19 protein-coding genes are annotated in these 23,484 nt (G+C 46.1%); 11 read left to right on the forward strand and 8 right to left on the reverse strand.

Going from position 1 to position 23,484, the window contains the following annotated elements:
• Positions 1–42 precede the first annotated feature (42 nt).
• The 3 genes from OXI21_RS04475 (at position 43) to OXI21_RS04485 (ending at position 3,492) form a co-directional block, all read left to right on the forward strand.
• Positions 43–534: a DUF2628 domain-containing protein gene (locus OXI21_RS04475; protein WP_279618364.1), complete on the forward strand. Its 492-nt coding sequence runs from the start codon at positions 43–45 to the stop codon at positions 532–534.
• A 4-nt stretch (positions 535–538) separates the two neighbouring features.
• Positions 539–1,240 carry a tRNA (N6-threonylcarbamoyladenosine(37)-N6)-methyltransferase TrmO gene (tsaA, locus tag OXI21_RS04480; RefSeq protein WP_279618365.1) on the forward strand — a complete coding sequence of 234 codons (702 nt, stop codon included), beginning with the start codon at positions 539–541 and terminating at the stop codon, positions 1,238–1,240.
• Between the two features lie 149 nt (positions 1,241–1,389).
• Positions 1,390–3,492, forward strand: a complete 2,103-nt coding sequence (locus tag OXI21_RS04485) for a bifunctional (p)ppGpp synthetase/guanosine-3',5'-bis(diphosphate) 3'-pyrophosphohydrolase (RefSeq protein ID WP_279618366.1) — start codon at positions 1,390–1,392, stop codon at positions 3,490–3,492.
• A gap of 104 nt (positions 3,493–3,596) precedes the next feature.
• On the opposite strand, the gene glyA is transcribed toward OXI21_RS04485, so the two are convergent.
• Positions 3,597–4,847: a serine hydroxymethyltransferase gene (glyA, locus tag OXI21_RS04490; RefSeq protein ID WP_279619401.1), complete on the reverse strand. Its 1,251-nt coding sequence runs from the start codon at positions 4,845–4,847 to the stop codon at positions 3,597–3,599.
• Positions 4,848–5,038: 191 nt separating this feature from the next.
• Between glyA and OXI21_RS04495 the strand changes: the two genes are divergently transcribed.
• From OXI21_RS04495 to OXI21_RS04520, 6 genes are all read left to right on the forward strand, one after another.
• Positions 5,039–5,707, forward strand: coding sequence for a protein-L-isoaspartate O-methyltransferase (locus tag OXI21_RS04495; RefSeq protein WP_279618367.1), 669 nt, complete (start codon positions 5,039–5,041; stop codon positions 5,705–5,707).
• A gap of 93 nt (positions 5,708–5,800) precedes the next feature.
• Positions 5,801–8,050: a DNA topoisomerase IV subunit A gene (gene parC / locus OXI21_RS04500; RefSeq protein WP_279618368.1), complete on the forward strand. Its 2,250-nt coding sequence runs from the start codon at positions 5,801–5,803 to the stop codon at positions 8,048–8,050.
• An 81-nt stretch (positions 8,051–8,131) separates the two neighbouring features.
• Positions 8,132–8,803, forward strand: a complete 672-nt coding sequence (locus OXI21_RS04505) for a 50S ribosomal protein L25/general stress protein Ctc (RefSeq protein WP_279618369.1) — start codon at positions 8,132–8,134, stop codon at positions 8,801–8,803.
• Positions 8,804–8,830: 27 nt separating this feature from the next.
• Entirely contained in the window at positions 8,831–9,391 is a 561-nt protein-coding gene (gene pth, locus OXI21_RS04510) for an aminoacyl-tRNA hydrolase (RefSeq protein ID WP_279618370.1), read from the forward strand.
• Between the two features lie 15 nt (positions 9,392–9,406).
• Positions 9,407–10,501 (forward strand): redox-regulated ATPase YchF, encoded by a 1,095-nt coding sequence (gene ychF / locus OXI21_RS04515; RefSeq protein WP_279618371.1) that lies wholly within the window; start codon positions 9,407–9,409, stop codon positions 10,499–10,501.
• Between the two features lie 220 nt (positions 10,502–10,721).
• Positions 10,722–10,880 carry a hypothetical protein gene (locus tag OXI21_RS04520; protein WP_279618372.1) on the forward strand — a complete coding sequence of 53 codons (159 nt, stop codon included), beginning with the start codon at positions 10,722–10,724 and terminating at the stop codon, positions 10,878–10,880.
• Between the two features lie 106 nt (positions 10,881–10,986).
• On the opposite strand, the gene crcB is transcribed toward OXI21_RS04520, so the two are convergent.
• Together crcB and ddpX are read right to left on the reverse strand one after the other, a co-directional pair.
• Positions 10,987–11,364 (reverse strand): fluoride efflux transporter CrcB, encoded by a 378-nt coding sequence (crcB, locus tag OXI21_RS04525; RefSeq protein ID WP_279618373.1) that lies wholly within the window; start codon positions 11,362–11,364, stop codon positions 10,987–10,989.
• A gap of 6 nt (positions 11,365–11,370) precedes the next feature.
• Positions 11,371–11,949 carry a D-alanyl-D-alanine dipeptidase gene (gene ddpX / locus OXI21_RS04530; RefSeq protein ID WP_279618374.1) on the reverse strand — a complete coding sequence of 193 codons (579 nt, stop codon included), beginning with the start codon at positions 11,947–11,949 and terminating at the stop codon, positions 11,371–11,373.
• A 145-nt stretch (positions 11,950–12,094) separates the two neighbouring features.
• Here ddpX and OXI21_RS04535 point away from each other — a divergent pair, with 145 nt between their 5' ends.
• Together OXI21_RS04535 and ung are read left to right on the forward strand one after the other, a co-directional pair.
• Positions 12,095–12,643: a GNAT family N-acetyltransferase gene (locus OXI21_RS04535; protein WP_279618375.1), complete on the forward strand. Its 549-nt coding sequence runs from the start codon at positions 12,095–12,097 to the stop codon at positions 12,641–12,643.
• A 5-nt stretch (positions 12,644–12,648) separates the two neighbouring features.
• Positions 12,649–13,314 carry a uracil-DNA glycosylase gene (gene ung, locus OXI21_RS04540; protein ID WP_279618376.1) on the forward strand — a complete coding sequence of 222 codons (666 nt, stop codon included), beginning with the start codon at positions 12,649–12,651 and terminating at the stop codon, positions 13,312–13,314.
• 7 nt (positions 13,315–13,321) lie between these two features.
• Here ung and OXI21_RS04545 read toward each other — a convergent pair whose 3' ends face one another.
• The 5 genes from OXI21_RS04545 to yajC all read right to left on the reverse strand — a co-directional run bounded on the left by OXI21_RS04545 (position 13,322) and on the right by yajC (position 23,248).
• Positions 13,322–14,581 carry a D-alanyl-D-alanine carboxypeptidase gene (locus OXI21_RS04545; protein ID WP_279618377.1) on the reverse strand — a complete coding sequence of 420 codons (1,260 nt, stop codon included), beginning with the start codon at positions 14,579–14,581 and terminating at the stop codon, positions 13,322–13,324.
• Between the two features lie 9 nt (positions 14,582–14,590).
• Entirely contained in the window at positions 14,591–15,973 is a 1,383-nt protein-coding gene (locus OXI21_RS04550; protein ID WP_279618378.1) for a leucyl aminopeptidase family protein, read from the reverse strand.
• A 72-nt stretch (positions 15,974–16,045) separates the two neighbouring features.
• Positions 16,046–19,765, reverse strand: a complete 3,720-nt coding sequence (locus tag OXI21_RS04555) for a DNA translocase FtsK 4TM domain-containing protein (protein WP_279618379.1) — start codon at positions 19,763–19,765, stop codon at positions 16,046–16,048.
• A gap of 179 nt (positions 19,766–19,944) precedes the next feature.
• Positions 19,945–22,806 carry a protein translocase subunit SecD gene (secD, locus tag OXI21_RS04560; protein WP_279618380.1) on the reverse strand — a complete coding sequence of 954 codons (2,862 nt, stop codon included), beginning with the start codon at positions 22,804–22,806 and terminating at the stop codon, positions 19,945–19,947.
• 91 nt (positions 22,807–22,897) lie between these two features.
• Positions 22,898–23,248, reverse strand: a complete 351-nt coding sequence (yajC, locus tag OXI21_RS04565; RefSeq protein WP_279618381.1) for a preprotein translocase subunit YajC — start codon at positions 23,246–23,248, stop codon at positions 22,898–22,900.
• Positions 23,249–23,484 lie beyond the last annotated feature (236 nt).

Genomic DNA, 23,484 nt, shown 5'->3' on the forward strand with positions numbered 1-23,484 from the left:
AGTCGAATCGATTCGAATCAAATTGAAAAGAGGAGAGAGACGATGAAAGTAACGAAATCCACAAACAACGTAAGTGAGCGCTGGCAGACACGTTTTCAGTTTTTTGATCAGCATGGCGGGCCGATGCGAAGTGAAGCGAAGCAAGCAATTATGGAGCGTCCTGAAAAAGAGCGTTTTCTAATTCTCTTTAATTTGGGGTCGTTTTTCTTGCCGGTGATTCACTTTTTAATGCTGGGGCTGTGGAAAAAAGCGTTAACGCTCCTTGTTGCGACGATTATCACGGTTTTAGTCTTTGATATGCCGTTACGCATGTTTGGCATTAACGGTTATTGGCTCCTGATTTTGGTGCCCTTTTTCTTCTCAGCGATGGCCAATTACAGCTATTACTTAAAAGAGGTGAAAGGCGTGCAAGGTTGGAACCCCTTTGAATATCTCTCGGTGAATCTCAATGCACCAAAAGCGCCAGAGAGGGAAGCGGAAGAGTCCGAAGCAGAACAGCCAGAATTGGAAGAGCCGGAAAACGAGAAGGAGTAATCAGGTGGAGATTGATCCCATTGCCCACATTAAAGGTTGTTATCCGGAAAAGTTTGGCATTCCTCGTCAGCCAAGTTTAGTGCCGGAGGCGGAAGCGACCATTATTTTTGAAAAGCCGTATCGTCATGAAAATTTTATCCGCGGCATTGAGGCGCATTCCCATCTGTGGCTCACCTTTGGTTTTCATAAAAACACTTGGCATGAAGGGCAGGCGATGGTGCGCCCACAGCGGCTTGGCGGGAATAAAAAGATGGGGGTCTTTGCAACGCGCAGCTCCTTTCGCCCGAATGGATTAGGGCTATCAGCGGTAAAGATTAAACGGGTTGATTATGAGCGCGTGGAGATTGTTATTTCAGGCCATGATCTTGTCAATGGTACGCCGATCTACTGCATTAAACCCTATATTCCCTATAGCGATTCAATTTTAGATGCCACGAGCGATTTTGCTGAAGAGGCGCCGCCTAAATTTAATGTGCGCTTTAGCGATGAGGCGGAAAAAACGCTCACGATTTTAGCGGGGCGCTATCCTCAGTTAAAACCTTTAATTGAAGGGGTGGTTGCGCAAGACCCAACGCCTAAATTCCATAAAGATCCGGAGCGGATTTATGGCGTGTTACTTTATGAGTTTAATATTCGCTTTAAGCGCGATCCTTTAGATGAGATGGACGGATTTTTAGTCCTTTCCATTGAGCGCAATCTGAAATAGATCAATTTAGCGCCGTTCTTCTGAAAATAATCAGGAAATTAGGTGAAGTTGCGTGTTGAACCTTGCTATACTGCCATGTAAAGCCGATTACGCCGGATCGTTATGGCGTAAATAACGAGATCTATTTTGAGGATATTTAGGAATTTGCCGTGTCTAAAACGATTACACTAGCTGACCTACAAAGCTGGTTGGCAGAGCAGAAAACAGAGTGGAAACCAGAACATTACGATTCGATTATCACCTACGCTGAGCACCCGCTCTATAAGCGCGCGCTGGAGACGGCGTATTTGCTTGATCGAATGCATGTCACCACGGTTCCGCAGGCCTCTGCGATTTTTTTCGTTTTAGGGATTCCTCAAGAGGAACAGCCGGAGGATCTGCGCAAATTTATTGATAATCTCTTTACGTTAAATAAATTGAGTTCATTTTCAACGCTTCAAGAGCGCTCAAAATCTCAAGAGACGTTGCGTAAGATGTTGCTCGCGCTGGCCGATGATGTTCGGGCCATTGTGGTGATGATCGCCTATCAGGTGATCTTAATGCGAAATGCGCGGGATTTTGATCCTGAAACCCAGCGCCTCATTGCAAAAAATACCGCCGCAATTTTTGCGCCGCTTGCTAATCGTCTGGGCCTTGCTCGCTTAAAGTGGGAGCTTGAGGATTTTAGCCTGCGTTTTTTAGAGCCCGATACCTATAAGCAACTTGCGTCAAAACTCGACGGTAAGCGGAAAGATCGGGAAGCCTATATCGAGAAAATTATCGAACGACTTAAATCGCTCCTAGGTGAAAATGGCATCGAAGGCTCGGTATCCGGGCGGGTAAAACATATCTACAGCATCTGGAAAAAGATGACGAAAAAGAACATCGATTTTGATGAGCTGTTTGATGTGCGTGCGGTGAGAATTATGGTGGACGATGTGGCCACCTGTTACGCTGTTTTGGGGCTTGTGCATGAATTGTGGACGCCGATTCCCAAAGAGTTTGATGACTATATCGCTAACCCTAAACCCAATGGATATCAATCTCTGCATACGGCCGTTTTGGGGCCTGAAAATAAAACCCTTGAGATCCAGATTCGGACCTATCAAATGCATGAAAATGCTGAATTAGGGGTGGCGGCTCATTGGCGCTATAAAGAGGGTAGTGGTGCGTCGATCGATCAAAAACATCTCAATTGGTTCCGCGATTTTCTCCATAAAGAGCTCGAAGAGCACGAGGAGATTAATGAAGATGAGCTTGAAGAGGGTGTATTTGACGATTATGTCTATGTGATGACGCCAGCGGGTGAACCGATCGAATTGATGCGCGGGTCAACGCCACTTGATTTTGCTTATAAAATCCATACCGATCTTGGGCATCGTTGCCGTGGGGCGAAGGTCAATGGCAAGATTGTGCCGCTTACCTATGTGCTCAATAATCAAGACAAGGTGGAGATTTTAGCGGGGAAACAGCTTCAGCCAAGTCGCGATTGGATGTCGCCTTATTTGGGCTATACCTTTTCCAATCGTACGCGGGCAAAAGTACGCGCGTGGTTTAAAGCACAGCACCAAGAGAATAATCTTCAAGCCGGAAAACAGATGCTTGAAAAAGAGCTCACGAAACTCAATATTCATCTCGCGCCTGAAGAGTTGCAGCGCCTTGCGAGCCGACTTCATTTTGGTGGAGTGAATGAACTCTATTCCAATATTGGCTCTGGCGATGTGACACTCAATCAGGTGTTAACGCGTCTTCCTTCCTTTGATAAACAGAAAAAAGAGGAAGTGACACCGGATTCCATTGTTCGTCCGAAATCGAAAGATATGGATACCCAAAAGGGTGTTCAAGTGCGAGGCGTGGGGAGTCTGCTCATCAATATGGCGACCTGTTGCCGTCCTGCGCCGCCGGATTTGATCGGGGGCTATATCACGCTCAACCGCGGGGTGAGTATTCACCGAATTAACTGTTCGAACTATCAAAATATGCTTGAGCAAAATCCAGAGCGCCGCATTGATGTTGATTGGGGACTTGAGAGTGAGCAAACCGTGCTCGCGAATCTCCACGTGACTGCTGCGCCCTCATCGGATGTATTAAAAGAGGTGAGTGTGCTTGCGTCAAACGAGGGGCTTAAAATTACCGGCATGACGATGAAGAGCGACCAAAATGATAGTCTATTACTTGATTTTACCCTTGAGATTAGTCATTTAGATCAGCTAAGCCGACTCTTGGAGCGCTTAATGCAGATCCCCGATATTATTGAAGCATATCGAACGTAGCGTTCGGGAGAGTTTCATTAAATATTAATTACGGGCATTAAAAAACCTCGATCGTTATGACCGAGGTTTTTGCTTTTCGTATTAAGAAAAATGCTAATGATTAATTAGTTTTCGTATACGGGGAATTTACGGCAAAGACCCTGTACATTTTTCGCGATGTGTTCGATCACTTCGTCGTCGTTCACATTGTCTAATACGTCACAGATCCAGTTGGTTAAGAGTTCGGTTTCTTGCTCTTTAAATCCGCGAGTAGTGATAGCTGGCGTTCCAACGCGAATGCCTGAGGTCACAAATGGAGATTGTGGATCGTTAGGTACGCTGTTTTTGTTCACAGTAATGTGCGCGCGACCAAGGGCTGCGTCCGCTTCTTTACCGGTTAAACCGCGATCGATGAGATCAACGAGCATGAGGTGATTTTCAGTGCCGCTTGAAACGATTTTATAACCGCGTGATTGGAATACGGTGGCCATCGTTTTAGCGTTTTTGATCACTTGTTCTTGATAGGTTTTAAATTCAGGCTGAAGCGCTTCTAAGAATGCTACCGCTTTGGCTGCGATCACATGCATTAAAGGACCGCCTTGAATGCCAGGGAATACCGCTGAGTTAAGTTTTTTCTCAATCTCAGGATTGGCTTTCGCAAGAATCAGACCGCCACGTGGACCGCGAAGGGTTTTGTGCGTGGTGGTTGTCACAACGTCTGCAAAGGGAACAGGGTTTGGATAGAGGCCTGCGGCGATTAAACCGGCAACGTGTGCCATATCCACAAAAAGGTATGCGCCAACTTTATCAGCGATCTCGCGGAAGCGTGCGAAATCAAGTTTTTGAGAGTATGCAGAGAAGCCTGCCACGATCATTTTAGGTTTGTGCTCAAGTGCGAGGGCTTCAAGCTCATCGTAATCGATTAACCCTTCATCGTTAATGCCGTATGATACTGCATTGTAGGTACGGCCTGAGAAGTTTACTTTTGCGCCGTGCGTTAAGTGACCACCGTGATCAAGGCTCATGCCTAAAACCGTATCACCAGCGTTTAAAAGCGCTAAATAGACCGCGCCGTTTGCTTGTGAACCTGAGTGAGGTTGAACGTTTGCATAATCCGCTCCGAAGAGTTTTTTCGCGCGTTCGATCGCTAGGCTTTCTGCAATATCCACAAATTCACAACCGCCGTAGTAGCGTTTGCCAGGATAGCCTTCGGCATATTTGTTGGTTAATTGAGAGCCTTGGAGCTCCATTACGAGGGGTGAACAGTAGTTTTCTGAGGCAATCAGTTCAACATGGTCTTCTTGGCGTTGGTTTTCGTTGATAACTGATTGATAGAGTTCCGGATCAAACTCATTTAGAGAGCGTTTTGTAAACATCATACTTCCTTCAAAAACAGATACGTTGATAAAAAGGGCTGAATTAAGTTTAGTGGCTTTGGGAAAAGCTTTCAAGACATATTATTGCATTTATCGAATAATTATTATGATTTAATCTTTAGCGATTATGGTAGTATACTATGGAGATAGCTTTACATTATCAAAGAGAACGATAACGAGAGGAATGTACTATGCAGGTAGAGAGAAAATATGATGCAGATGAAGCTCAAGCGAACATGATTGAGCAGCTGTTAAGACCTTGGAATGTCTTAAACCAACGGGTGTTGGATGTTTTTAAAATTATCCCACGTGACCGATTTGTGCCAGATGAGTATCTACCTATTGCCTATTCAGAAATGCGCATTCCTCTGAATGAAAAAGTGAAAATGCTCTCACCGATTATCGAAGGTCGTTTACTGCAAGAACTTCGCATTGATCATCACGATCGTGTGTTAGTGATTGGTTCAGGAAGCGGTTTTTTAACGGCGTGTTGCGCAACGTTAGGCGATCATGTTGTAGCAGTCGATCTTGATCTTAAAATGCACGACACCGCGAAAAAAGCCTTTGAAGAGTTAGACGTTGAAAATGTTGAGCTGAAAATTTTAGATGTCTCAAAATCGGTAGATGGCTTAGGTCAATTTGATGCGATTTTGGTCACCGGTTCACTTTCAGAAGTGCCGGAAGAGTGGTATTCTCTACTTCGCGAAGGCGGCCGTTTGCTTGCGGTTGTGGGTCAAGAGAACGCAATGAGTGCCACCTTACATTACAAATATGCCGATGACATTCGTAAAGAACCGGTATTTGAAACCCAATTAGAGCGCTTAGTCGGCTTTGAAGATAAGGAAGAATTTGTATTCTAATCCTCTTTTATGAGTCAGCGCGCAAAACCCATCGAATCAACTATGATGGGTTTTTTTTATCGTAGAGAAAAATAGGTAGTTAATTAGGAAAATATGGGAAGTTTAGCGAATCAAAACTATGAAGTTCGTTCCATGGCAGAATTTGCCGAAGAAGCATATCTCGATTACTCGATGTATGTGATTTTAGACCGTGCATTGCCCTATATTGGCGATGGTCTAAAACCGGTACAGCGCCGGATTATCTATGCCATGAGTGAGCTCGGTTTAAGCGCGAGTTCAAAGCATAAAAAGTCCGCGCGGACGGTCGGGGATGTGCTTGGTAAATATCATCCTCACGGCGACAGTGCCTGTTATGAAGCGATGGTCTTGATGGCGCAACCTTTCTCCTATCGTTATCCGCTTGTCGATGGGCAAGGAAACTTCGGTTCGCTCGATAATCCCAAATCCTTTGCGGCGATGCGGTATACCGAATCAAAGCTCTCTCCTTACGCTGAACTTCTCTTAAAAGAGCTCGGCGAGGGAACGGTTGATTGGGTGCCAAACTTTGATGGTTCTCTCGATGAGCCCTCATTATTGCCGGCGCGTGTTCCCAATATTCTCCTCAATGGCGGATCGGGAATTGCAGTGGGAATGGCGACCGATATTCCCCCTCATAATTTAAATGAGGTGGTGAAGGGTACCTGTGCGCTGCTTGATAATCCTGAGCTCACGCTAAAACAGCTTACTAAATATATTCCAGCTCCGGATTATCCGACGGGCGGTGAGATCATTACGCCGAAAGAGGACCTCTTAAAAATTTACGAGCGCGGAATAGGTTCGGTGCGGGTGCGGGCGCGCTATCGCATTGAAGAGGGCGCGATTGTGATTTATGAGCTCCCGTATCAGGTTTCAGGAGAGAAAATCCAGCTCGATATTGCCGCGCAAATGCAGGCGAAAAAGCTGCCGATGATTGATGATATTCGCGATGAATCGGATCATGATGAGCCGGTACGCATTGTGTTAATGCCTCGATCAAATCGGGTTGATACCGAGATGGTGATGAATCATCTTTTTGCCACCACTGATCTTGAAAAATCCTTCCGCGTGAATCTTAATATGATTGGCCGCGATCTGCGTCCACAAGTGAAAGGATTGCTCTCGATCTTAACGGAATGGATCGATTTTCGCCGTGATACGGTGATTAAACGCCTTAATTTCCATCGCGAGCGCATTGAGAAACGGCTTCACCTACTTGAAGGACTCTTAATTGCGTTCTTAAATATTGATGAAGTGATCCAAATTATCCGCTTTGAAGATGAGCCAAAAGCGGCCTTAATGGAGCGCTTTGCACTAACGGAAACGCAAGCAAACTATGTGCTTGAAACGCGCTTACGCCAATTAGCTCGCTTAGAAGAGATGAAGATTCGCGCGGAAGAAGATGAGTTACGCCGTGAACTTGAAAATATTATGGCACATCTTAATAGCCCGCAAAAAATCAATGAATTGATTAAATCTGAATTGGTGGCTGATGCGGAGAAATATGGTGATAAACGCCGCTCGAAATTGGTGGAGCGGGAAGCCGCGGAAGCGATTGATGAAGCAGCGCTTGTTTCCAATGAACCGGTGATGGTGGTGATGTCGAAAATGGGGTGGGTGCGCGCAGCAAAAACCCTCGATATCGATCCAGAAGGGCTCAATTATAAGACGGGCGATGGTTATCTCACCTCGTGCATCGGGCGTAATAATCAGCAGCTCGTACTCTTTGATAGTACCGGTAGAAGCTACAGCACCGAAGCCTACACGCTCCCAACGGCGCGAAGTACTGGCGAGCCGATCACAACGCGAATTAATCTCGATGATGGGGCGAAAATTGAGCAGGTAATTCTCGATCAGCCCGATTCTCACTATCTGTTATCTTCGACGAGCGGTTATGGGTTTGTGTGCCAATATGAGGATATGCTCACCCGCCAGAAAAATGGTAAATCGCTCATTAACCTTGATAAGGGTGCCGTGCTACTTCCACCACGGAAAGTCACCGATCTTAACAATCAATATGTGATGGCGATTAGCGATACTGGTCGCGTGTTGGTGGTGAAAATGAGTGAGATCCCGGTGATGGCGCGCGGTAAGGGTAATCAGATGATTCATATGCCTGGCGCGGTTTTCAAAAAAGGGAAAGATCATTTAGCCGCATCGATCGTACTTTCTGAGGGCGACTCGGTGACGATTGAATATGGTAAACGCCAATTTACCATGCCACCGTCTGAGTGGTTAACGCTTCTCGATGAGCGCGGAAAACGCGGGAAAGAGATCCGGATGAATCTCAAAGTAAAAGCGATTTATATTGCAAATCCAGAAGGATAAGATTATAATATCTTGCCTTAAATGTGGGCGCTGGTCGCGGTGTCCCACACATTTTTTACCAATTTTGGAGTAAATTAAATTATGTCAAATTATATTTTTGAAGGTACCTTACGTGGTGACTTAGGGAAAGGAGCGAGCCGCCGCCTACGCCGCGAAGGGAACATTCCTGCGATCGTTTATGGTGCGGATAAAGACGCTGTAAGCATTGTTTTAAACCACAACGAAGTTTTAAAATGCTTCCGTGCAGAAGATATCTTCACAAGCATCGTAACGATTAAAGTTGACGGTCAAGAAGATAAAGCGATCTTAAGAGATGTTCAACGCCATCCATTCAAACCATTAATTACACATCTTGACTTCATGCGCGTACGTGCTGATGAAGCAATCGTGGTTGAAATCCCTGTTGTATTCTTAAACGAAGAGAAAGCACACGGTGTGGTTCACGGTAACGGACAAGTGTTACAGCACTTAGCATCAGTGGCTGTTTCATGTTTACCGCTTGACCTTCCAAACGTAATCGAACTTGATATCGAAGCGTTAGAATTAGATGGTATCCTTCACATTTCAGACCTTCCAAAACTTGAAGGTGTTGAGTATGTTGACATCATGAACCCTGAAGAAATGAACGACCAACCTGTTGTGTCAATCGTTGAAGCACGCGTTTATGAAGATGCAGATGATGAAGAAGCAGACGACGCAGACGCGGAAGAAGCTGATGACGCAGAAGAAGCATCAGAAGAGGATGCAGAGTAATTTTTAACTCTGGAGTAATCTTTCAAAATGATTAAACTAATTGTTGGACTGGGCAATCCCGGTCCCGATTATACGAAAACCCGCCATAATGCGGGTTTTTGGTTTATAGATGCGATCAGAAATAGTGATCTTTCCCCGAGTAACCGTTTCAAAGGTTCGGTCGGCGAGATGATGATTGGATCGCAAAAAGTCTACCTATTAACGCCGGATACCTACATGAATAAAAGTGGGGAGTCGGTGTTAGCGCTCGCGCATTTTTATAAAATCTTACCAGAAGAGATTTTAGTGGTGCACGATGAGCTTGATCTCCCTCCTGGAACGGTACGTTTTAAGCGTGGCGGCGGGCATGGCGGTCATAACGGTCTTAAAAGCATTGTGAGTCATTTAGGCTCAAACAACTTCCTGCGTCTACGCATTGGGATTGGGCATCCCGGGCACGCCTCGATGGTGGCCAATTATGTGCTCAAAAAAGCGCCTAAAGAGGAAGAAGATCAAATTTTCGATAGCATCTATCGAGCAAGACAACTGCTTGCGGATTTTGTAAGCGGGAATTATGAACAGGCGATGAATGAGCTTCATCGTAAGTAAATTAGAGGAAAAATTATGGCGATTCAATGTGGTATTGTCGGATTACCGAATGTTGGTAAATCAACACTCTTTAATGCGTTGACCAATGCGGGAATCGATGCAGAAAACTATCCATTCTGTACGATCGAACCGAACGTTGGGCGTGTTTATGTTCCCGATCCACGCATTCAGCCGCTTGTTGACATTGTTAAACCTGAGCGTGTTCAGCAAACCTATATGGATTTCGTGGATATCGCAGGACTTGTTGCGGGCGCGTCAAAAGGGGAAGGGTTAGGTAACCAGTTCCTAGCAAACATTCGTGAAACCGATGCGATTGCTCACGTGGTTCGCTGTTTTGAAAATGATGATATCGTGCACGTTGCCGGTAAAATCGATCCAATCGCTGATATCGAAGTGATCAATACTGAGCTTGCACTTGCAGACTTATCTTCCGCTGAAAAAGGGCTTCAACGTCTTGAGCGTGTGGCAAAAGGCGGTGATAAAGAGGCGATTGCGCAAGTTGAAATTCTGCGCGATAAAGTGATTCCAACGCTTGATGAGGGCAAAAGCATTCGCTCTCTTGATCTAAGCGCGGAAGAGAAATTGTTAATTCGTGATTTCCACTTTTTAACCATCAAACCGATCATGTATATCGCAAACGTGAACGACGATGGATTTGAAAATAATTCTTTCCTTGATCGCGTTGAAGAGTATGCGAAAAATGATAACTCATTCGTAGTGCCGATTTGCGCCGCGATTGAAGCTGAAATTTCGCAACTTGAGGAAGAAGATAAGGAGATGTTCCTTGAAGATATGGGCTTTGATGAGCCGGGTCTTCACCGCGTAATTCGCGCAGGATATGCGCTTTTAAACTTAGAAACGTACTTCACCGCAGGCGTTAAAGAAGTGCGCGCGTGGACCATTAAAAAAGGCTCAACAGCGCCTCAAGCTGCTGGTGTAATTCATACTGACTTTGAGCGCGGCTTTATCCGTGCAGAAGTGATCGCTTATGATGATTACGTGGCCTTTGGCGGCGAATCCGGTGCGAAAGAAAAAGGTAAAATGCGCTTAGAAGGAAAAGAATATATCGTGAATGATGGCGATGTAATTCACTTCCGTTTTAACGTGTAATCCGAATCAAAAATCATTCAATCCCCGTTTAATACAGGGATAAATTGAAACGCCTTGAACGGTTCTCTTATTAAGCTAAGAGAGGGTTCAGGGCTTTTTTATGTCCAGTTTTATATGAAATAAAAGACGAATAAAAAAACAAGATCGATAAATAATTAGGCAATTACCTTTTTTCGCGCTATAGTGAAATGGTGTTTAATAACAGAGGAACTGTGTTTGTATGTGGCCACGATTAGATAAACGTCATCGTTTACCTTTAATAGCAGGGGTATTGATCTTGCTGTCGTTTATTCCATTTTTTATGGCTGAGGCTGCGCCTCAAACAATTCTCTCCGATAATGCGCAGGCAGACACGATTTCCACGGTTGTTGAGCCATAATAATATCTATTCCGTATAGTTAATAAAGCGTAAAAAAGCTCAATTCTCAGATTATTTGAATTGAGCTTTTTGTATTTAAGTGTTTAAAAAACAGTTGATTCCTACGTTAGGAAAAGCACGATTTAGCGAGCCAAAACCCGAAAAGCGTTGCACTGACAGAGCCCACTAAATGCATTAAAGCGACGGTTCCCGCAAGAGCGATCTGGCCAGTTGTGAGATGCTCCATCACTTCCAACGAAAAGGTTGAAAAGGTGGTGAGCCCGCCACAAAAACCGGTGATTAATAGCAGTTTTAACAGAGAGTGTTCGCTGTGAGCGGTAAAATAATAGGCGAGCATCCCGATGAGTAATCCGCCCAAAAGATTGACGCTGAGCGTGCCTAGCACAAAGGGAAGATCGGCTCTACTTTGCCAAAAGGTGATGCCGTAACGAAGTGCACCCCCGATGGCAGAGCCGAGCGCGACTACCAAAACATTAATAATCATTGAGGATCACCGCAGGTTTTCCCAATCATATTCATTGACGCCTAACCATTCATCGTCAACAAGCGGATAAGTTTCGCGCGCTTTAAAGAGTTGATAATGCCACCATTCGTGCTGATAATTATCAAAGCCGGCGTTGGTCATAATGCCAAGCAAGATGAGGCGATTACGCTGCGCTTCACGGCTCACTTCATAATTATAGTGCCACGATTTTGGATCAAAACTATCAAAGGGCGTGCCCATATCGAGGATCTCACCGGTCTTTTTATCTGCAAGAGTTAGATCGATGGCAACCCCGCGAGAGTGGGGCGAACCGCGATGAGGGTCAGCTAAAAAGTTAGGGTCAGGGGTATGGGACCAGAGGACAAACTGCGCTTTAGGCGGACGATACGCATCGTAAATGATAAACTGTAACCCTAAATTATCCGCTTGTTCAATTGCATGATTGAGCATTTTTTCCGCATCGGGATGGAGAAAACAGCGGGGCGTTTGGTAGATCGGTTTGCCAGTAAAATTACGCTCATCGGCATAGTGAAGTTCGATTTTCACTGGGTGAGAACGTTCGGTAATTTCAACTAAAGACGTCATGAAGCCTCACAAATTATCTGGTTAAGAGAGGTTTATGATGTGGCAAAACGGGAAAAACTTCAAGGGATGGGGCGGATTTCTTTAGATAGAGGAATCAGAGGCCACGATTTTAAGTAAGCTCATGAAGATGAGCAAGTAATACGATATGATGCAACAGAAACATGTGCCGATCGATGGGACGGCACTCCATTTTAAGCCCATCAGTGAGGTTGAATTAGAGCCTCTGTTTGCCCTTTGGTCGTGTCCGAGTGTCGGGAAATATATGAATACGGAGCTCTACACTACCTTCGATGAAGTGCGCACGATGATCCGCTATTTTCAGCAGGCGCCGGAGGTGATTGGCAGTAGCCGGTATGCGATTTATTATGGCAATATCGTGATTGGTAGTTGCGGATTTGATCATTATTCGAAATGGGATCACCGCATTGAGATTGGCTATGAGCTGCTTAAAACATGGTGGGGGCAGGGGCTTGGCTCTGAGGTGGTGCGCCAAATGGTGCGTTATGCACGGCGTGAGCTTAATTACCACCGCATTGAGGCGCTGGTGCATCCAAAAAACAGACGTTCCATCGCCCTTTTAAAGCATCAGGGATTTATCGAGGAAGCCTGCCTTCATGATTACGAAAAGATCGCGGAAGGTGAATTTTCCGATATACTACTCTTTGCAAAAATATGTGATGAAGAGGAGATGTAACGGGTATGACAGATTGGAAGTCGATCATTCAAGACGAGGCAAAAAAGCCTTATTATCAAGCGATGCGCGAATTTGTAAAAAGTGAACGTGATGCAGGGAAGATCATCTTTCCCAAAGATGAGTGGGTCTATAATGCCCTTTCGGCAACGCCCTTTGATAAGGTGAAAGTGGTGATTTTGGGGCAAGACCCGTATCACGGTGAGGGGCAAGCGCACGGGCTCGCATTTTCGGTGCAAAAGGGAATTCTGCCGCCGCCATCACTGCGCAATATTTATCAGACGCTCAAACATGAATATCCTGAGTTTAATATTCCGAGTCACGGCAATTTAATGGAGTGGGCAGAGCAGGGTGTGCTTCTTTTAAACACTGTTTTGACAGTGGAGAAATCAAAGGCTCATTCCCATGCAAAAATTGGTTGGGAAACGCTGACTGATCGCCTGATTTTTGAGCTCAATGAGAAACGCGAACAGTTAGTATTTGTATTATGGGGCGCACACGCACAGAAAAAAGGGGCAAAAATCGACCGAAATCGCCACCTGGTGTTGACCTCGGTACATCCCTCACCGTTGTCAGCGTATCGCGGATTTTTTGAGTGTGGGCATTTTACAAAAACCAATCAATACCTTGTGGAGCACGGCCTTTCACCGATTGATTGGTCGATTCGCGCTTAATTCACGCTTAATTTACCGATGGATTTCTCACCACAAAACACGATGAGCGATAGCTTTTTAACAGCTCGCAGGTGCTATGGGCTTCGGTATTGGAAAAGCCGGTGAGCCACACTTTATATAGCCCGCCTTCATGAACGATCGAGATGCGATTAATCCCGGTACGGCGCTCCGTTAAACGCGCTTGGTTTTGGGCATCTTGATAGTGGGTAAATGCGCCCACTTGAACCGCATCGCCGGCGAGGAGCTCTTGGCGTTTAGCGATCTGCTGTTTCGTTGGAGCGGGGTTTGATTGCGGTTTGGCTGCAAGCTTAATCTGTGGACTTGGCTCAAATTTAGGCGTTTTAGATTTTACATCGCGGAGCACAGTTTTATCGCTATTCACGCCTTTACGCGGGGTAAACAGTACCGTTTGATCCATCACCACGGCATAATCGATTTGTTGGCGATATTGACGTACTGGCGCAAAACTTTCCGTTAACAGCGATTCCATAATTCCATCACGTTCTTTAGTATTTCGACCGCCTAAAACCACTGCAAAGACGCGTTTACGCCCCTTTTTAGCACTCGATAATAGATTTGATCCCGATTTGCGGATGTAACCGGTTTTTAAACCATCGGCGCCGGGAAACGTTTTGGTAATTTGGTTGTGCGATTTGTGGGTAATCCCACCATAGCTGACGGTTTCGGTGGAAAAATAATCGTAATATTTAGGAAAATGCTCATAGATGGCAATGCCAAGCGTGGCAAGGTCGCGAGCGGTGGTAACTTGTTCCGCGTGGAAAAGTCCATGAGGATTGCGGAATGTGGTGTTGTGCATGCCGAGCTGTTTTGCTTTTTGGTTCATGCGTTTTACAAACTCTTTTTCAGAGCCGGCAAGGGTTTCGGCAACGGCAACGGCAACGTCATTGGCCGATTTTACAATAAGCGCATCGATGGCAAGCTTCATCGAGATGGAATCTCCCGCTTTGACTCCAAGTTTTGAGGGCTCAGTACTTGCGGCATAGGCGGAAAATTTCACCGGTGTTTTGAGGTTAATTTTCTTTTTCTTAAGATCTTCAAAAACGAGATAGAGCGTCATCACTTTGGTAATCGAGGCCGGATAACGCGGTTCATCGGCGCTATGCTCATAGAGAACGCGCTTGGTTTTATGCTCGACCACATAGGCGGAAAATCCCGTGCTTGCCATAGCAAGCGGGGTAAGAATAAGAAACGCAAGGAGCATTAAAACGCCTTGCGCGAGAAAAGTTGTACGGTGTTGAATTCGCATAGGTTTTACTTATACTTCGTGTCGAAAATAGTCTAAAATGCCGTGATATGCCGCGCGAAGCCCCATTGCTTCACCGCCTTCAGGGCGACCTGTCCGGTTACGGATATTCCAAGCCATCACATCAATATGGGCAAATGGTTTGGATTTGTCTACAAAACTTTCTAAAAAGAGGGCTGCGGTAATTGCGCCACCTTGTGGTACAGACGCGGAATTAACAAGGTCCACGGTTTTCGATTCGATCCACGCGCGATAGGGCGAATGAAGCGGCATCGGCCACATTAAATCGGAGAGTTCGCGACTCTTTTTAGTTAAAGACTGCGTCAGTGTATCATTATTTGAGAAAAGAGCGGGAACTTCCGGGCCGAGCGCTACGCGGGCAGCGCCGGTGAGCGTCGCAAAATTAAGGAGCGCATCATACTCTTTTTCCGTTGCGTAGGCGAGTGCGTCGGCTAGCACCAATCGGCCTTCGGCATCGGTATTATCAATCTCAACGGTAAGGCCATTACGCGCTTTAACAATATCAGAGGGGCGCATTGAGCGATCGGAGACTGCATTTTCTGCAATGGGAATTAAGAGGCGAATTGCAAGCGGTGCTTCATTTTCAATGAGCCATTTTGCAAGGGCCATCGCATGAGCCGCGCCGCCCATATCCTTTTTCATCAGGCGCATGCCCGATGAAGGTTTAAGGTCAAGTCCGCCGGTATCAAAGGTGATGCCTTTACCGACGAGCGTTAGTTTCGGGTGATTATCAAAGTCGCCATAGGTGATCTCAACAAGACGCGGATTATATTTACTGCCAGCACCGACGGTGTAGATGAGCGGAAAATTATTTTTTAAGAGCGCTTCTCCTACGATTTCGGTCTGTTTAACCGGAAGGCCACTAAATTGGGCGCGGATTTCAGCAGAAAAATTATCCGGCGTTAAACTATTGGGTGGCTCATTAATAAGATCGCGCACCAGATAATGAGCGGAGATCGCGCGGTAAAGACGGGCTTTCATCGCAGGATCGATCAAAAATCTCACCGCCTTGTCGTCCGATTTTTTATACCGGTCGTAACGATAAGCTCCAAGCGCGTAGCCCAATAAAAGCTCGAAGGTGTTATCGAGATCATCTTTTAAGAGATAATTTCCTGCAGGAAGCGCTTTATAGAGATTTCCAAGCGTAAAGAGCGGTTCATCGCGATTGTCACCGACGACAACGCCGGCAAGTTTTCCGCTCTCATTGGGAACTAGCCAGCTGTCACTCGGCGCCGGCTTCTCCTCTTTATAGCGTTCTTTTATCCAATTGGTAATAAAGGTGTTCGGGTGACTGAAGGCGGAATTTACAATTCGAACGGGAATTGCATTTGTCGCCTGAGTTGTAAAAAGCGCTTCAATCATCGTGGTATCCATCTAAGTTCCTTTTTAATCGTGTTTCTGTTTGATCTTATCGGTTGTCGGCGTATTAACAAGAGGCAAGCGGGATTAATCATCGCTAAAGGCTTTGATTAAAATATCGCGATTGCCATTGCCTAAATCTTCTGAAATAAAGCCAAGGCTCTCCATCTCTTCGATCATTCGAGCCGCTCGTTGGTAGCCAACTCGTAGACGTCTTTGCACATAGGAGATGCTCGCGCGCTGCGACTCCACGACGATTTTTACCGCCTCATCAAAGAGAGGGTCTTTACTATCATCGGGCGCAGCAACGCCGGCCGCTTCTTCGGAGAGTCCCGGAATTGGTTCCGTCGGTTCCCGTAGAATTTCTTCGATATAATCGGCAGGGCCGGTCTGTTTTAAGAATTCCACAATGCGATTGACCTCATGGTCATCAACAAATGCGCCATGAATCCGAATCGGTTGCGGGAGTCCCGGTGGAAGATAGAGCATATCTCCGTGGCCAAGCAGTGTTTCAGCCCCTTGCTGGTCTAAAATTGTGCGTGAATCGATTCGGCTTGAGACTTGGAACGCGATCCGCGAGGGGATGTTGGCTTTAATCAGTCCCGTGATTACATCAACCGATGGTCGCTGTGTCGCTAAAATAAGGTGAATTCCTGATGCGCGGGCTTTTTGGGCAAGGCGCGCAATAAGCTCCTCACATTTTTTCCCAACAAGCATCATCATATCGGCAAATTCATCGATCACAATGACGATAAAGGGTAATGGCTCAAGCGTCGGTGGAAGTGAATAGTCAGAAACTTCATTTTGACGATTCCACGTTGGATCGATAAGCGGTTGGCCCGCATCGATCGCGTCTTGAACTTTTTTGTTATAGCCAGCAATGTTACGTACTTTTAGCTGACTCATAAGCTGATAACGGCGCTCCATTTCAGCCACGCACCAACGTAGGGCATTTGCTGATTCATTCATATCAGTGACGACCGGCGCTAAAAGATGTGGAATCTCGTTATAGACCGAGAGCTCGAGCATTTTCGGGTCGATCAGAATGAGGCGAAGTTCTTCAGGGCGCGCTTTATAAAGAAGGCTCAAGAGCATCGTATTGATCCCAACGGATTTTCCCGAACCAGTCGTTCCTGCAACGAGTAGATGGGGCATTTTCGCAAGGTTCGCGACAACGTGATTGCCGGAGGTATCTTTCCCGAGAATCATCGTAAGCGGGTGAGTTGCTTCCCTGTAAACCTCTGAAGTGAGGCCATCTTTAAAGTAGACGGTTTCGCGATTTTTGTTTGGAATTTCAAGGCCGACATACGGTTTTCCCGGAATAATATCCACTACACGAACGCGGGTTACCGATAAAAGACGCGCGATATCTTTCTCAAGATTGTTGATCTGCGCGACTTTTACGCCCGGGGCAAGATCAAGCTCAAAACAGGTAATTACAGGGCCTGGCTCGATATTTTCCACTTTGACGCCAACATTAAAGTTCTTAAGCTGAGTTTCAATCAATTCAGCCATATCAAGCAATTCGTCATCGTCGTAAGCGGTAGTGTGCGGGGGCGGATCGCCTAATAGATCCGGTGATGGAAGTTGGCCTGCCATCGGATAGACTTTCGCTTTCTCTTTAGGAATTGGCATGCCTGAACGAGGATCGACCTCAAAGCCATCAAATTGTGACGGCGGTGCAAATCCTTCGACGTGAACCGGTTGCGGACGGGTAGGACTTGGCGCGGGATCTGAGTAAGGCACCTCAAAGTCAGGCTCATCATCAAAGGTGGGTTCATTCTCAAAATGAGGCGCGTTATCCGGCGCAACATTTAAAGAAGGCTCGTTAAATGAAGGCTCACTAAAGGGATCATCGCCGAAGGCATTATTAAAGGCAGAGTCATCGAAGGCTGGCGCGAAGTCGTCGCCATCGTCCTCGTTATCACTCTCATAGGCCTCAGTGGGGAGATCAAGTTCTGCAAGGGCACTCGCATACTCTTCATCAAATGAGGGTTCGCGATTAAAGTTTGGCTCATCATCCAAATTGAGAATAGTAGGTTCCGAATTATCCACTGAAAACTCAGGCGCATTTTCGTCTAAATTAAGCGTAAAGGCGGGAGTGATCGGTTTGCTTTGATGAGGCGTGTAATCATGGCTCGGCGCTTCGATGGGTGCGGTGAATTCGTCTGCACTAAAGGCAGGCGTTTCAAAATTCATCGGCGGCTCAATTGGCGCGTCAAAATCAGGCGCTTCAAACTCAAATGGATCATCAAGCGGGCGCATTTCGGGCGCGTTATCGAGCTCGATGTCACCATCGGCGCTAAAGGGGATTTCGTCGATCACCTCAATGGTCGGTCCTTGCGAATCGCCATTGATGAAATCATTCATAAAGCGCTGCGTATCAGGCGATTCTAAGTACGCAAGATGTGGGTTGTGGTGCTCAGGATTTGAGTGATTGGATGTAGCGGTAAAACTGCTGACCGGTGCGTTTGCACTTGGTGTATGGGATTGATTATCGGCATTACTTCGAACAGGCGTCGTTGCGCTATTGCTCACCACAGGCTGAGTTGGGGCAGGGGCGTCATTGGCCCAGCGGTTAATCTCTAAGACCGTTTTGGTGGTATCGGGTTCATCAATAATGCTTGACGTTCCGCCCGGGTGGCGGTGATTTTGCATAATGCTCGGAAGATCTTGAGGCGGTTCGTATGAAGGCTCGTGTACTTCTTCGGGCATCGTTTGAGCAGGTTGTTTTTGTTTAGGTAGCATCGCCATCGTCGGGATTTTATGCTCGGTTCCAGATGATTTTTCAGTCTGCTCTTTATGGGCTGATGCTTTTATGCCACCAATGGTGGGGCGTGAGACTTCCGGTGCAGGCTCATCTGTTTTGGTAGTTTCAGTCGGAGTTGTAGTGCTTGTCTCTTCCGAACTTAAAGATTCAGACGAAAATTGAGGTTCTTGCTTAAGATCGGCAAAGGGATCGAATGTCGTTTCATTTTCGGTAGTTTTAGGCGTTGCTTTACGGGCTTTCCCTTTGGACTTTTTAATCACTGGCTCATCGGATTGATCCATAATCTCATCAATTTCGAGCGGTTTTGTAGCAAGATCGTCCTTAATGAAAAAAGAGGTGTCTTTCTCCATGAGATGTTTCACCGAATTGAGTTGTGGGCGATCGGGATCATTGAGCATATTGCCAGTGAGGCGCTCAATTAAGGCTAAAATTTTCCCGCCAAAATAGTCGAGCCAATAAAGGGGCGAGCGACCGGAGGCAAGGGCAACACCAAGAACAGTGAGCGCAATTAAAAAGAGTTGGCTAAAGCGATAGACAATTAATTTGCCATTATCGGCGCCTAATACTGCTTCAATCCACGAAAATGCGGTGACCACAAGTGAGCCAAAGAAGCTCCCGATAATGCCGCCGCTATTGCTAGTGAGATCTAAGAGCCCTGCAAAGAAAAAGATAGTGATCAAAATCCCAATGAGGCGACGAATCACCGTGATAGCATCGCTCTTAAGGATTTTACCAAGATAGATTAAATGGTACGCATAGATCCCTAAACAGAGCGGAATAAGCCATGCCGCTTTCCCTAAAATGGTGAGGCTAATGTCGGCAAAGTAGGCGCCTTTTTTGCCGAGCAGATTATGCACATCGCTGTTTTGAAGCGCGCTTGTCCAGGCCGGATCTTCAGGATGATAGGAGTAAAGCGCTGCTGCGAGCGCGAGTGCGAAGAGTAAAACGATACCAAAGATAATGGTGCGGATCCCTTTTGTTAGGAGTCCGACAATATCAACTTTCTCTTTGTGGGGTTTTAAAATAGCTTGTTGCACGTTAGTTCTCGTACCTATAACAACAGGGTTAAAGATTAAATAGTACCAAAAAAGCGCGATTCTGTTAATGCTATCGCGTGAATAAACAAGGCTTAGCCCAGAAATAAGAACGCTTGTGATCTCTATAAAAGACCACAAGCGCTCCTTAAATCATCGTTTTGTTTTCAAATGAGGCGAGGTTATGGATATCCTTCCTCATGAACGATCGCTTCTTTGTCTACGACAGGCGGGAGGAGGTCCTCACGTTTTAAGCCTAAAATTAGCGCGCCGGCCGCGGCGATAAAGATTGACGAGTAGGTACCAACGACGATACCGATCAACATGATAAGCGAGAAGGTCTCGATCGCCGAACCACCAAAGAGGTAGAGCGCGAGCACCGCTAAGGCGGTTGATACGGAGGTCATAATGGTCCGCGATAAGGTCTGATTGATCGACATATTGACAATCTCAAACGGCGTTCCTGTGCGATGGGTGCGGAAGTTTTCACGGATTCGGTCTAAGACAACCACCGTATCATTCACTGAGTATCCGATCACCGCTAAAATTGCCGCAAGTGAGGTAAGGTCAAACTCAAGCTTATCTTTAAAGAGTGAGAAGACCGCAACTACAATCACCGTATCGTGTACCGTCGCGAGAATGGTTCCAAGTGCGAGTTTACGCTCAAATCGAACCCAGATGTAGATTAAGATTAAGCTCACCGCAATGAGGGAAGCGACAAATCCACCGGTCACAAGTTCGCTACCGACTTTTGATCCAACAAAGCTGACGCGTCCAAGTTCAAAGGGATTATCGTCATTGTCGAGTGCTTTGATAATGGCATCACTAATGCGGGCAATATCCGCTTCAGCCGCGGCTTCAGTATCGATATTTTCAGGCGTTTTAATGCTGATAATCACTTCATTACTTGCGCCAAAGTGCTGAACGACGGCGGAATCAAATCCGGCTTCGGCTAATTGTTTACGAATGGTGTCGTTATCAACGGATTTTTCGTAAATTACGCCCACTTCGGTACCGCCAGTGAAATCAAGGCCAAAATTGAACTTGTTGCTCGCTGAAACGCTGATGCCCACAACAATTATCGCAATGCATGAAATCACCCAGAATTTGCAGAGTTTCATGAAGTTGTAGGTGGTGTCGCCACTTAAAATCGGCAGAAGTTCGCGGTGTCCAACGGAGAGACGTTTAATTTTACGGCCACCCCAGATGAGGTTGATGATCGCGCGGTTTAGATAAACAGCGGTAAAGACGGAAGTGATGATCCCGATTGAGAGCGTTACCGCGAAGCCTTTAATAGGGCCTGAGCCGATATAGAAAAGCGCTAGCGCTGCGAAAAGGCTCGTTAAGTTTGCGTCCATAATGGTGGCAAATGCACGTCCAAATCCGCTATCGATCGCATTTTGTGGGCTCGTGCCTTTTTTGAGTTCTTCACGCACCCGTTCATTAATGAGAACGTTTGCGTCAACGCTCATTCCAAGGGATAAAACAATCCCCGCAATCCCCGGTAAGGTGAGGGTCGCTTGCAGTACAGAGAGTGCCGCTAAGATTAAAATTAAGTTCGCAAAGAGCGCTACGTCCGCAACGACACCAAAGGCGCGATAGCGGAATGCCATAAAGGCCATCACCATTAAAAGGGCATAGACCGCCGCTTTCATACCGCTGTCGATATTATCTTGTCCCGCGCTTGGGCCGACGGTGCGCTCTTCAATGATATGAATGGGCGCTGCTAGTGCCCCTGAGTTTAGGGTAATGGCAAGGTTATTGGCTTCTTCGAGTGAACTTAAACCGGTGATGGTAAAGTTCGAGAAGAGCTGAGTTTGAATGGTGGCAACGTTGGCGATCTCTTTCGTGGTGGTCGCTTCTTTCGTCTCATTGCCATCGGCATCGATCACAGTATTGACCACGTTTTCCATAAAGAGGGTCGCCATCGGTTTACCGACGTTTGCTTTCGTTGCAATACTGAATTTATCCGCACCTTTTGAATCAAGAGTGATATAGACAATCGCAGCGCCGACGGGGGATTCAGGATCGATCCCGGCGCTTGCTTTAACAATGGAGTCACCGGTTAATACCGCTTGACGTTTTAAGAGGTAAGGGTGGCCATCACGAGTGTAGTGAAGCTCAGTCCCAAGGGGCGCGCGTCCTGTGCGAGCCGCATCGAAGGCTTGCGTTGTTGAACGCTCGTCCACCATACGGAATTCTAATGTCGCAGTAGTACCTAAAATCTCTTTTGCGCGAGCGGTATCTTGAACACCGGGAAGCTGTACCACGATTCGATTCGGGCCTTGTTGCTGAATCACAGGTTCGGCAACGCCCAGCTCGTTGACACGATTACGCAGGGTACGAATGTTTTGGGTGACGGTATTTTTGCGAATGGTGTTGATCTCATTATCGCCCATCACTACTTTAAGATTGTTGCCCTCTGAGCTAAAGCGAAGCTCTTGGTAGGCGCCTTGTTTGGTTAAAAACTGGAAGGCTTGATTCATCGCGATATCGTTTTCAAAACTGATCGTGATGGTATCGTCATCATTTAAGGAAACCGCTTTAAAACTGCGTTGTTCGTTCTCAAGTGAGGTGCGAATATTATCAGCATAACTCTCGGCAAGCTGGCTGATTAGGCCATCCATATCGATCTCAAGCAGGAAGTGAACCCCGCCGCGAAGGTCGAGCCCTAAATACATCGGTTGTAGACCAAGATTTGCGAGCCAATCGGGCATGTCAGGGGCTAAGTTAAGCGCCGTGACATACTCTTTTTTTAGTTCTTTGGCGATTAAATCTTTGGCCTTGAGCTGATCTTCTGTGTTGTTAAAACGAACGAGAAGCTGTTGCTCTTGCGCGAAATCAATGCGTTTAGGATCAAGATTGTTGGTGGTGAGAACATGTTCGACGCGCGCTTTTAAAGGCTCATCGATCACTGTATCGCGTGTTGCTGAGACCTGAACCGATGGGTCTTCCCCATATAAGTTCGGTAGCGCGAGAATCGTTGAAATGAGCAAAACGCCGAAAATCAGCAGATTTTTCCATAAAGGATAACGATTAAGCATAATATTTTCGTCTTAGGTTAAAAAAATAAAAAATAGAAAGGGCTTAAAGCAAAAATCGATCTTGCGAGAAGATCGATCTTTGTAGGCTCAATTAGAGTTCGCCTTTCATTGTTCCGTTAGGAAGAAGGGCTACGATGCTTTGACGTTGTACACGTACCGTAACGTTGTTTGCAATTTCAATTTCAACGTAGTTTTCGCCAAATTGTTTAACGCGACCAACGATCCCTGAACCAAGCATAACTTCGTTACCGGGTTTGATCGATTCTAAGAGCGATTTATGCTCTTTCATACGTTTGTTTTGTGGGCGAATGATGAAGAAATAGAAGATCAATACCATTGGTACGATCATGAAAAGGGTTTGCATCCATGGGTTTTGAACTTCCCCTGCTTGCGCAAATGCAGGCGTCATTAAAAACGGAATTAATAATGCGATGCGTGACATAAACGATCTCCCTGTTTAGAGTTTTTATAAAAATTAAAAATTTCAGTCGATAAGCGAACTATATTACCATTTATTATGCGTCTTGCGTACGATAACTTGTAAAAATTCGTGGCTTTTAAGAGTAATGAGGGCGGGGCACTCGTTTTCAAGATCAATCGGCTAAAAGATCTTGGGAATAGGCGATGTAGGTCAATTTTTCATACGATGTCGACAGAGTCGGTGAGGCATTAAAAAAG

It is taken from the genome of Ignatzschineria sp. RMDPL8A, assembly GCF_029815055.1.
Classification (GTDB): Bacteria; Pseudomonadota; Gammaproteobacteria; order Cardiobacteriales; family Wohlfahrtiimonadaceae; genus CALZBJ01.